The following is a 10,990-nucleotide window of genomic DNA, read 5'->3' as shown; positions in this document are numbered from 1 at the left end:
TCACTCCCGCTTGGCGACGGTCACGGCGGCAGGCCGCAGCTGCCGCTCGGCCTCGCCGTAACCGGGTCGCAGCACCTGGACCACGGTGTTCGGCTCGGCGTCTGGATCCTGGACCACGCCGACGACCTCGTGCCGGGCCGGGTCGAACGACACACCCCGCTCCGCGTGGCGCGGGTAGCCCAGCCGCTCCAGGACGTTCACGGCCTGGTCACGCACGGCCTGAACACCTTCGACGATCGCACCGGGGTCGGCGGTCGCGTGACTCAGGGCAAGTTCCAGGTTGTCGATGACGGGCAGGAAGGCCGCGGCCGTACGGGCGCGTTCGCCCGCGGTCTCCCGCTCCAGCTCCTTGGCGTGGCGTTTGCGCAGGTTGTCGAGGTCGGCCAGGGCGCGGCGCCAGCGGTCCTCGGCCTCTCGCAGCGCGGTCGCGTACTCGTCCAGCGCGGCCGCGTACTCGTCGTCGGGGGCGGCGGTGCCGGTTGCGGCATCGGGCCCCGGCTCGGTCTCCTCCGTCGGCGATCCAGGCTGCGTGAGTTCCTCGCGCGGCGGCTGGACGGCGCCTTCCGGCGGCGGGTCGGGCTCTCGGCCCCGGGGTGGGGTGGGCATGGCCGGCACCTCAACCCTTGTCGAAGTCGGCGTCGATCACATCGTCGTCGCCTGCGGCGCTGCCCGGCGCGGCCCCACCGGAACCGGATCCGTCCGACGAGCCGCCGCCCGCCGGACCGCCCGCGGCGGCTTCTGCCTGGTGCGCCGCGAGTCCCGCGAGGATCTGCTGGAGCTCGGACGTCAGCGGCCTGACCTTGTCGGTCCCGGCCTCGTTCTTCACGGCGTCGCGGGCCTCGGATATCAGCATCTCGGCGCGGGCCTTCTCGTGTGCGGGCGCCGCGTCGCCGAGCTCACCGAGGCGCTTTTCGACCTGGTAGGCGATGGTGTCCAGTTCGTTGCGGGCGTCGACCGCCTCGCGCAGGGCCTGGTCCTGGTCCCGGTTGCGTTCGGCCTCCTCGACCATGCTCTCGACCTTGCCGCGGTCGAGGTTGGAGCTCTCACTGATGGTGATGCCCTGCTCCTTGCCGGTGTCCTTGTCCCGCGCGGTGACGTTGAGGATGCCGTTGGCGTCGATGTCGAAGATGACCTCGATCTGCGGCTCTCCGCGCGGCGCGGGGCGGATGTCGGTGAGCTGGAAGCGGCCCAGGACCCGGTTGTCGGCGGCCCTCTCACGCTCGCCCTGCAGGACGACGACGTCGACGGCGGGCTGGTTGTCCTCGGCGGTGGAGAAGGTCTCGGAGCGGCGCACCGGGATGGTGGTGTTCCGCTCGATGATCTTCGTCATCACGCCGCCCCGTGTCTCCACGCCCAGCGACAGCGGAGTGACATCGAGCAGCAGGACGTCCTTGACCTCGCCCTTGAGGACCCCGGCCTGGATCGCGGCGCCCATCGCCACGACCTCGTCGGGGTTGACGCTCATGTTGGGGTCCTTGCCGCCGGTCAGCCTGCGCACCAGGGCCTGGACGGCGGGGATGCGGGTGGAGCCGCCGACGAGGATGACTTCGTCGATGTCGCTGTCGCTGACCTTGGCGTCGCCCATGGCCTGCCGCACCGGTCCGAGACAGCGCTCCACCAGGTCGCCGGTGATCTGCTCGAACGTGGACCGCATGATCGTCGTGGTCAGATGCTTGGGCCCGGAGGCGTCGGCCGTGATGAACGGCAGGCTGACCTGCGTCTGGGTCACCGAGCTGAGTTCGGTCTTGGCCTTCTCGGCCGCCTCGAACAGTCGTTGCAGCGCCTGCGGGTCCTGGCGCAGGTCGATGCCGTTGTCCTTCTGGAAGCCGTCGGCGAGATGGTCGACAAGGCGGCGGTCGAAGTCGTCGCCGCCCAGATGGCTGTCGCCCGCCGTGGACCGTACCTCCACCACGCCGTCGCCGACGTCGAGGATGCTGACGTCGAAGGTGCCGCCGCCCAGGTCGAAGACGAGCACCGTCTCGTGCTCCTTCTTGTCCATGCCGTAGGCGAGGGCGGCCGCGGTCGGCTCGTTGATGATCCGGAGCACTTCCAGGCCCGCGATCCGTCCGGCGTCCTTGGTGGCGGTGCGCTGGGCGTCGTTGAAGTAGGCGGGCACCGTGATGACCGCCTCCGTGACCTTCTCTCCCAGCTGCTTGGAGGCGTCGTCGGCGAGCTTGCGCAGCACCTGCGCGCTGATCTCCTCGGGTGCGTAGAGCTTGTCGCCCACCTTGAAGCGGGCCTCCCCGCCCTCGCCCTCGACCACGTCGTACGCGACGGCCCTGGCCTCTTCGGAGATCTCGTCGAAGTGCCGGCCGATGAACCGCTTGGCCGAGTAGATGGTGCCCTTGGGGTTGAGAATGGCCTGGCGGCGCGCCAGCTGGCCCACCAGGCGCTCACCTGTGTCGGTGAAGGCCACCGCGGACGGTGTCGTGCGGTTGCCCTCGTTGTTGGGTACGACCGTTGGCTCGCCGCCCTCCCAGACGGCGATCACCGAGTTGGTGGTGCCCAGGTCGATGCCTACTGCCTTGGCCATGAGGAACTCCTTTTCGCGACGGGCGCCCCAGCTCCTCCTCGGAGTGGCGCCCGGTCTTCCGCACGCACTCAGGTGATGACGGATCGCTCTGCGGGGGTGGCTGCTCTTCTATGCACGCCGGGCCGCGTGCACCAGTAGGCCGAGCAGAGCGCCGACGAGGGCTTCAAGAACCAGCCGGTATGAAGCGAGGAGCAGTCCCGACACGACCGGTGCCGGCCAGCTCGGCAGTCCGAAGATCCACCGATCAGGGTGCCGCTCGCCGCGCCGTGCGGCGCGGCCCCGGCACACCCCTGTACGAGGCAATGGTCCTGCGGACCTCCTCGTTCATCAGCCAGTCCTTCCTGTCACGGCCACCGGTGCGCCCGACGACCTTTGACAAGCTCAGAGTGGCAGTGAGCAATGCGCTCCGCCTGCACCCGGCAGGTCGAAAATCGATGCAGTCGGTTGGTCTACGAGAACAAGGCTCAAATTCGGACACATCGGGTGAACTCGCCTGCCCTGGGTACTCGTCGCTCGCCCAGGCGTGGATCCCCCGCCTCGCTCGATCGCCGCCCCCCGATGACCGGAGGAGAACGGAGTGATCCATGGCCTTCCATCCGTCGCGGAGGCTGGCCGCTGACGTCTCCGACCAGGAAGTGACCCGCCACCCGAGCAGCACTGCGGGCACCGGACAGCAAGCTCTCCGTCCGCCCGCGGCGCTGGACCCACACGGACTGCTGGCGCTGTCCCACACCCTGTTCACCTGCGCGGAGCGAAGTGAGATCGTGCGGTTGGCCATGCGGCACGTCAGTGCCCTTGGCCCCTACCGTGCCGAGGCCGGCTACCTCGCGACGAGCGATGGTCTGTCCCGCGTCCCCGGTCACGACGCGGGAGCGCCAACGGTCGACGCCGCACGGATGGAAGAGTTGGGCGAGGCCGACGGCTCCGTATCCCTTCCGGAGCGGTCCTGGACCTGGGCGTTCGGCCTGCGCGGGGCCGACGGTCTGCTCGGCTACATTGTGGTCTCCTCCCACTCCGAGCCCGATGGGCGGGGGCATTTCCTGCTCTCGACCCTCATGGAGTTCACCTCGGCGGCCATGTCACTGGCGGCCTCGCGCCCCGAACAGCACGGCAACGCCGCGGAACTGAGCCGACTCCGCGCCGAACGGGCCACGGCACTAAGGGAATTGGATGCACTGCGCTCCCAGCTGCACCGGCAGAACACTGTGCACGAGGCCCTCGCCCGTGTCACTGCCCGGGGCGGCGGCGAGGACGCCATCACTCAAGCGCTGTACGAGCTCACCGGGTTGTCGGCGCTCATCGAGGACCGGTTCGGCAACCTGAGGTCCTGGGCAGGTCCCGATCAGCCCAACCCCTATCCGGTGCGGTCCTCGACCTACCAGGAAGAGGAACTGCGTCAGGTCACGCGCGAGGCGGGCCCGGTCCGGGTCAAGGACCGGCTGATCGCCCTGGTCCGGCCGCGCGGCGAACTCCTCGGCGTACTCGCCCTCGAGGACCCCGGGGCGACGGCCGACGAGGACACCATGTTCGCCTTGGAGCACGCCCGGCAGTCGCTCGCCCACGAGCTCATGCATCTGCGCGAACTCGCCGAGGTCGAACTGCGGCTGCGCCGCCAGCTGATCGACGACCTGTTGGAAGGTACTGACGAGACGAGCGCCTACGCCCGAGCCGATGCGGTCGGCCACGACCTGCGACGCACCCACTACGTGGTCGTGGTGCACTGGCTGGGCAACGCCGAGGACGACTCCTTCACACGTGCCGTCGAGCAAGCCACGGCCACCACGGTGGCCCGTCCGCTGATCACCCGTCGCGGTGGCCGGGTGGTCCTGCTGACCCAAGCAAGGCCCGACCGTGCCGTGCACGCGGCGCTGGCCCACGAGCTGGGGACACCCAACGGAGCGATCGGGGTGAGCACCCGCTGCGACTCCCCGGACGGCATTCCTCGCTGCTATCAGGAGGCACTGCGGGCCTTGGAGGTGCGACAGAACTCCCGTCGGTGCAGCGGGACGACGTTCTTCGACGACCTCGGGCTGTACCGGATCCTGGGGCCCGGAAACGATCTCCGGGAGCTCGAAGGTTTCGTGCGCGAGTGGCTCGGCCAGCTGATCGACTACGACGCAAGGCACGATACGGAGTTGGTGGAAACGCTCTCGCGCTACTTCGACTGCGGAGGCAACTACGACGATGCGGCCGCCGCGCTGACGGTCCACCGCAGCACCCTGCGCTACCGATTGCAGCGCATTCGTGAGATCAGCGACCGCGACCTGGCAGATGTGGACACCCGGCTCAATCTGCAGGTCGCAACACGCGTCTGGAAAATCATCCTGGGCGGGCGGGGGTGCTGACGGCGGGGACCCAGGGGACGGCGGCGGCGAACTCTGCGTCTGCCGAAAACTCCATCCGGGCAGCTCAAGCGACAGGTTGGTACTCGTGGAGGGCTCCGCCAAGAGAGTCGTTCCGACGTACCAGGAATGGGGCCGCTGCAGGGTTGAGCGACAGCGGCGGACACGAAGCTTGCGTGGACGGTGTAGCCAGTGGAGGCCGGACGGGACTCAAGAGCCTTCTACTGCTGGCAGCGTCAGGCAACAGCGCCTGGCGTGGGGCAACGGCGCCTAACGGAGGCGGTGTCGGTTGACAGTTCATGGCGCCTCCGGAGTGAGACGAGGATTGACGGCTCGTTAAAGGCGCGTACCGTAGGAATTATCCAGCAACCTCCGTCGAAAGCGTCGAACTATGAACGCCGGGCACGTGGTTCCGTGAACTATCACTCAGGCGCCACGAGTATCTCGCAACGGCGCAATGGGGCGTTCAAGAACTCCCCTGGGAGCGCCCGCACTTGACTGGGGGGGGCAAGGGGGCGCAGGTTCAAATCCTGTCGTCCCGACAAGTTCGAACGATCGAACGTCACAGGTGAAGGGCCGTTTTCGAACGGCCCTTCACCTGTTGATCCCACTGCCCCCTTGCCTGTTTGCTCCCACCCGGGCCGATGCGCACATACTCGATTCCTTGCGCTCGCGTTCACATCCGCGCCCGGTTTGTTGCCCCCCGGCTCCCTGTCCTATTGGTGGCTTTCCGGGTATGTGCTTGCGCTCTTCGCGCTGGTCGTACCCGCTCCCAGTAGGAGTGGGGTCGGGAGCGACGGCCCCTTGACCGGAATTCGGGTTATGGGGCCATGTGAAATTTTGACCCCAGTTCCGATTTTGGGTGGGCGGTATGCGGCTTTTCGGTGGTGGCCATTGCGGGCCGCATCGAGACGTTGAACGCGGGTGGGAGCGATTCGGTGAGGTTCGCGGGTGTGGTGCGCTCCCAGGAAGGTGCTACCTGCGCCGTCTCTGCGCCGACCCCGTTACTTGGTGGGGTGCTGCCGCTGAAGCTCGGTAAGGGCCCGTCAAGCCATTGGCTGGAATCGATACGCGTCAGTGATGGACGACATAGTCACGCAAAAGCCGCAAGATGTTCGCCGTTGCCGAAGCTGCGGCCAGTGCCAAGCCCCATCGGGGCCTGGGCTCGCACTTCTCCCCCTGCCGCGAGGTACTGTCGGAGCACACGATGCATCACCTTTTCCGGGGTGGTCGTCGTCGCCCGTCGACGCGATGCGTAGCTGTCCAGGCCGTTCGCGTCGGCGGGCTTTTCGCTGTTGCCAGAGAAGCACGAGATCGCCGGTTAGCAAATCCGATCTCTTCTATTCGGACATGGATTTACCTGCGAATGCCGAGAGTTGTGGGCTGAGTTGCTGCCTCCGCTTACATGAGCGCGCAGGTGAGGCGCCGTGTCGACCCTCTCAACGGTCGACTGCACGATGCGCGGAGCAGCTCCTCCTATGCCGCAGCGGGCACCCACTGCCGGCCGGCGGGCGTAGGGCCCCAGGCGCCGGGGAGGCTCGGGCGGTAAAAAACAGCCCGCATGCCCACCAAGAGAACGATTCTCGGCCACTTTCGGAGCGTGTCGAGCTTGCCCATGAAATCGAACTCATGCCCTGATGGCGGGCGGAACACCGTCACCGATGGCTTCGTACGGACGCAGCAGGCGTGGACCGCGGCCTACGAACAGCTCGCGAAGCACCCGGGCCGCACCGCCCTGCGACGCCGACTGCTGCACCCGTCAAGGTTGTTGGCCGAAAAATGCCTCACCCCAACGGAAAAGGCAGAACTGCGCCGACGGGCGCAGAACAGGGCGTGGTCACGGTCGGCCGCGCGATCCTCGGCCTGGCCCACGACGACTACGACCTGATCGAGTTCCTGCGCCGGGCAGGGCTGGACGATGCCGAGGCCCTGGTGCTCGGAGATTCGCCGCTCATTCACTGGCGCGGCGGTGCGCACACGAGTACGGGGCGGCGTAGGGGCAGTCAGATGGCTGCTTCGATGGCGGCCTTGAGCTGTTCGAACTGCTCGGCATGCTTACGCGAGAAGGGGACCCCGTCGGCGTCGCCGCCGCCTGCCAGAAGTTTCTGGGGACCCACCGGAGCCTTAGCCGCTTCCATTCCTGCGTGCACGAACCGGATCGTGCCGACGGTCGCACGGGTCGGGCGGGTGTATTCGACAGCCGTGACCTGATTGACCGGCACGGTCTTCGACGCGGAACCAGCCGACAGCTTCGCCATCAGACCGTTACGCGAGATGGTGATGTTCCGACCGTCGAACCTGCCCTGTCCGCTCGAACCCTTGGCCTCGATCATGGCGTCTCCTGGATACACCTGGGGCTCTTAAGCGTGCCGGTTGGCCACTGCTCAGATCCTGAGGAGTTGGTCCCCCTCTCAGGGGACTTACGGCCATGACAGTGCGCTACCAGCAGGCGCAGCGTCGCAAACGTGTTCACTACACCAAGGTGGGTCAGTCGGAGCAGCATGGTGGATCACTATGCCGGGGCTTTCGTCAGTCGGGCGAGAGCCCCGGCGCCATCAGCCACAACTGCCGTGCTTCAGATTCCGCACACCGGCTCCGACCAGGACGGGTGAGTTTTCGACAGGGGCAACGTCGCGGAGTACTGCTGGACGGCCGCGCACGCCTTCCATCCGCCCGGCGCCCGCGAGGCCGAGATCTGGACCGCGGACAAACTCACCGCGATCCTCGCCGGACACGCCGACCGCACGGCCAGCGAGATGACGGCCGAGGCCGCAGCCGAACAGCTTCCCGCCGCCCGCCGCGACGCCGTCACCACCTGCACCCGCTACCTCACCGGCCACCTCGACCAACTCCGCTACGACACCGCCTTCGCGGCTGGCTGCCCGATCGCCATCTGTGCCGTCGAGGGCGCCTGCCGGCACCTGGTCGCCGACCGCCTAGACATCACCGGCGCCGAAGCCGTCCTCCAACTCCTCACGCTGATCACGAACGGCGACTTCGAGGACTATTGGCACTTACATGCGCGCCACGAGCACCAGCGTCTCTACGCAGTACCCGACCAGAACCGATACACCCTCACGGCCTGATCAGAGCTGGCACCATCCCGCGGGGTCACGGCCGGTCCGCCATACGAGTTCCCAAGGACTCGCCGGCACTTGGCGGGGATACCGTGCTGCCATGCTGCTGTCACCTGACGACGAACTCCGCGACCGGAATGATCTGGTCGTCTTTCTGCGCGATCTCCACCGCGACTTCCAACAGCGAGGTCACGAGTGGGAGAACCCGACGCTCGACCGTTTCCTGGAAGCCATGGCCGCGTGGGTTGAGGGCTCGGAGAACTGGTACCGGAACTTCGGCAAAGAACTGCCAGTCGAAGGCGACTGGACGTACTTCGCCCGAGCTCTCACAGCGGCAACGGTCTACGAGTAACCCGACGCCCACCTGCCCGCGAACTGCACTTCAAAGGACCCGCACCCACGCCAGATTCACTGAACTGACGCGAGGCGGCGTGCGGGACTACTTCGGTCGTACGGCCACCGCACTCAGAAGAAGCCGACGTTACTCCTCGAACTGCGCGTCGGTGGTCTTCCCCTTACGCAGCGGGTCCTTGGCGCGCCGGGCTCGCAACCGGTGCGCGAGCGTTGTGCCGAGTGCGACCAGGACGGCAGAGGGGAGTTCGGCGACCAGGCCATGAACGACTTCCACAGACAGGCTGTGCAGCATAGTGCGCGCCTCCTAGGAGGGAGATGTGATCGGTGCGCACAGCTCAGCGACCGCAGGCTCTCAAAAGGCGCAGAGTGATCTGTCCTGCGGGAGGTTGGCCTGGTCAGGAGAAAGCCCCTGCTCACAGTGGGGCGGGCTTCTAGGATCGGCGCAAGATTGGCGGATGTTGAGGGAGATGGAGTGGCGGACCCAGCGGCCGTAACCACCGGCGAGCAGCTATTGGCCCAACTGCGGATGCTGCTGGAGCAGACCCGCATGTCGCCCGAGAAGCTGGGCGGGCTGGCGGGGGTGTCGGAGAACACCGTCCGCTCCATGGCGAAAGGCAGCGCTCGGTTTCCGCAGCAGAGCACGCTGGAGTCCGTGGTGCGTGCCTGCGACCAGGACCCGAAACCCTGGATGGATGCCTGGCACCGAGCCAGCGACGCCCGCAGCCGGCAGACCCAGTCGGGCGGAGCCCGGGACGCCCAGTTGCAGATCGACGAACTCGCGGACGCCGTGCGGCAGCTGTCCGAACAGGTCGCCACGCTGATCGAGCTGCAGACAGGCCAGGATCAGGGGCGGGCGCGACCCATGCGCAGGGAGCAGGCCTATCACCGGTTCCTGGCCGCCTTGCCCCACGCCCAGCTTCCACCCGTTCAGTGGGACAACGGCCACGCGACGAGTGCCTCAATCGCTCCGCAGGAGCCCTCCTACTACGCATACCTGGTAGAGGGAGCAATAGAAGAGTTGGCCGAGAAGACCGCGGATCAGAATCGTCTCCCGGAACTCATGACCGGCCTCAACCGCCTCTCGTTCGACCCGGTCGAGAGCTGGATGCGGTTCGGGCCTGACGAGCCCCCGCGGCTCGTCCGACAGGCCGACGTCGACGTCCACTTCGCCCAGGTCCGCGAATGCCTGCGTCGCTACTTCGCGGAGCTGGCCGGGGAGGAGCCGCCCACGCCGCCGCCCCAGTAGTCCGCGCCTGCATCATGGGGCACGGACAAGCTCTCGTACGGCGGCCACCTGGGCGTCGAGGGGCGGGGGCAGAGTCCGCAGCTGCCCGGCGAGGTCGTCGGCGCCGGCGTGCTGCGCGGGAGAAGGGGCAGGACGTCCCGGTCGGGACCTGGCGGCTGCATGCACCAAGTCCCGACCGGGTCAGTTCATTCACCGTGGGTGCTACGTATTGACACCCCGGTTGAGACAGGCCCGGATGGCCCCTGTGGGGCTCGAAAAGTCATCGCCGCAGGTCAAGCCGCGTACCGATACTGGTTGATGACGCCGCTGAGGATACGTGTGCGCAGGAGCTTGCACGGCCTGTCCACGGGCACGACGGGCGGAGCTTGTGGGGTTTCAGGTGGCTGTTGGCCTCGCGACCTGTGTGGCCGGTGGGAGTTGTAGTGCTTCTGGAATTCGGCGAGGACGCGTCGGGCGTGGGCCGCGTTCATCACCAGAACGTGGTCGAGCGCCTCTCGTCGTATCGTGCCGATGACGCGCTCGCAGTGGGCGTTCATGCGCGGCGCCCGCGGTGCACTGAACTGCACATCGATGCCTTCAGCCTCGAAGATGGCGTCGAAGGCGTCGGTGTACTTGCTGTCGCGGTCACGACGGAGGAATCGGAGCGACTCGACGCGCGTGCCGAGGTCGGCGGTGAGGTTTCGGGCCTGCTGGGTCGCCCACTGTGCGGTGGGGTGCGCGGTGATGCCGGTGATGTGGAGCCTGCGGGTGTCATGTTCCAGGAACGCCGGCGCGTGCAGCCGCTTTCCGGTGATCGTGTCGATGTGGAAGAAGTCCGCCGCGAGGACTCCATCGGCCTGGGCGGTGAGGAACTCCCGCCAACTTGGACCGTCGCAACGTGGGGCCAGATCCACGTCGGCCGCGTGCAGGATCTGCCAGACCGTGGACGGCGCGATCGAATGCCTCAGCCGGGCCGGTTGTCCCTGGATCCGTTGATGACCCCACCGTGGGTTCTCCTGCGCCAGGCGCAGCACCAGCTTCTTGAGCGCCGCTGCCGTCGGCGGGCGACCGGACCGTCGACGACGGTGAGAGTAGTCCCACCGTTTCGCGAACCAGACCCGGTCCGCGGGCTCATAGCGGACCGGGCCCTCAAGTTGCCTGCGCAGCACAGCATTCGCATGCTTCAGCACCAGCAGTTCGGCGTCCTTGGCTGTGCTGCGGCGCAGCGGAACGCCCGGCACGGATGGCAACGTGCGGGTGACCGGTACAACATCGAGACGATCACCACTGCAGCGTCTCAACCATCAGCCTTGGTGTTGCTCCCCATCCCAACTGCAGCGATGACTTTATGAATCCCACACCGGCTCCACCTGCCCGGCGCTGCTGGTGCGTGGCGCCAAGCGTGGCGTGGCTGCAGGCGGAGCGGGCAGGGTAGATGGTCACCCGCCGCCCCGGTACC

General features: G+C 67.4%; 8 protein-coding genes and 1 pseudogene. 4 read left to right on the top strand and 5 right to left on the bottom strand.

Annotated elements, in window-relative coordinates:
• The gene (locus ACY34M_RS18620) at window positions 1-606 is read right to left on the bottom strand and encodes a nucleotide exchange factor GrpE (RefSeq protein ID WP_462720320.1); all 606 of its coding nucleotides are present in this window, start codon (window positions 604-606) and stop codon (window positions 1-3) included.
• 10 nt (window positions 607-616) lie between these two features.
• A complete protein-coding gene (gene dnaK, locus ACY34M_RS18615) occupies window positions 617-2,533 on the bottom strand; it encodes a molecular chaperone DnaK (protein WP_462720319.1) in 1,917 nt (638 codons plus the stop codon).
• 584 nt (window positions 2,534-3,117) lie between these two features.
• On the opposite strand from dnaK, the gene ACY34M_RS18610 reads away from it, so the two are divergent.
• Window positions 3,118-4,878, top strand: coding sequence for a PucR family transcriptional regulator (locus ACY34M_RS18610; RefSeq protein ID WP_462720318.1), 1,761 nt, complete (start codon window positions 3,118-3,120; stop codon window positions 4,876-4,878).
• Window positions 4,879-6,878: 2,000 nt separating this feature from the next.
• Here ACY34M_RS18610 and ACY34M_RS18605 read toward each other — a convergent pair.
• The gene (locus ACY34M_RS18605; protein ID WP_462720317.1) at window positions 6,879-7,208 is read right to left on the bottom strand and encodes a DUF4429 domain-containing protein; all 330 of its coding nucleotides are present in this window, start codon (window positions 7,206-7,208) and stop codon (window positions 6,879-6,881) included.
• Window positions 7,209-7,499: 291 nt separating this feature from the next.
• Here ACY34M_RS18605 and ACY34M_RS18600 point away from each other — a divergent pair.
• Window positions 7,500-7,961, top strand: a pseudogene (locus tag ACY34M_RS18600) (ISKra4 family transposase); the annotation flags it as partial.
• Window positions 7,962-8,052: 91 nt separating this feature from the next.
• Window positions 8,053-8,304: a DUF7660 family protein gene (locus tag ACY34M_RS18595; RefSeq protein ID WP_462720316.1), complete on the top strand. Its 252-nt coding sequence runs from the start codon at window positions 8,053-8,055 to the stop codon at window positions 8,302-8,304.
• 129 nt (window positions 8,305-8,433) lie between these two features.
• On the opposite strand, the gene ACY34M_RS18590 is transcribed toward ACY34M_RS18595, so the two are convergent.
• The gene (locus tag ACY34M_RS18590; protein ID WP_462720315.1) at window positions 8,434-8,580 is read right to left on the bottom strand and encodes a hypothetical protein; all 147 of its coding nucleotides are present in this window, start codon (window positions 8,578-8,580) and stop codon (window positions 8,434-8,436) included.
• Window positions 8,581-8,778: 198 nt separating this feature from the next.
• On the opposite strand from ACY34M_RS18590, the gene ACY34M_RS18585 reads away from it, so the two are divergent.
• On the top strand, window positions 8,779-9,552 hold the full coding sequence (locus ACY34M_RS18585; RefSeq protein ID WP_462720314.1) for a helix-turn-helix domain-containing protein: 774 nt from the start codon (window positions 8,779-8,781) through the stop codon (window positions 9,550-9,552).
• A 272-nt stretch (window positions 9,553-9,824) separates the two neighbouring features.
• On the opposite strand, the gene ACY34M_RS18580 is transcribed toward ACY34M_RS18585, so the two are convergent.
• Window positions 9,825-10,772, bottom strand: coding sequence for an integrase core domain-containing protein (locus ACY34M_RS18580; RefSeq protein WP_462720313.1), 948 nt, complete (start codon window positions 10,770-10,772; stop codon window positions 9,825-9,827).
• Window positions 10,773-10,990 lie beyond the last annotated feature (218 nt).

The sequence above is a fragment of the Streptomyces sp. EDA2-14 genome, assembly GCF_054963755.1.
This window is presented reverse-complemented; position numbering and strand designations above follow the sequence as displayed.

Excerpts from the sequence above, each read along its gene's own strand:
- ACY34M_RS18620 (WP_462720320.1), bottom strand. The coding sequence starts at position 606 with ATGCCCACCCCACCCCGGGGCCGAGAGCCCGACCCGCCGCCGGAAGGC.
- dnaK (WP_462720319.1), bottom strand. The coding sequence starts at position 2,533 with ATGGCCAAGGCAGTAGGCATCGACCTGGGCACCACCAACTCGGTGATC.
- ACY34M_RS18610 (WP_462720318.1), top strand. The coding sequence starts at position 3,118 with ATGGCCTTCCATCCGTCGCGGAGGCTGGCCGCTGACGTCTCCGACCAG.
- ACY34M_RS18605 (WP_462720317.1), bottom strand. The coding sequence starts at position 7,208 with ATGATCGAGGCCAAGGGTTCGAGCGGACAGGGCAGGTTCGACGGTCGG.
- ACY34M_RS18595 (WP_462720316.1), top strand. The coding sequence starts at position 8,053 with ATGCTGCTGTCACCTGACGACGAACTCCGCGACCGGAATGATCTGGTC.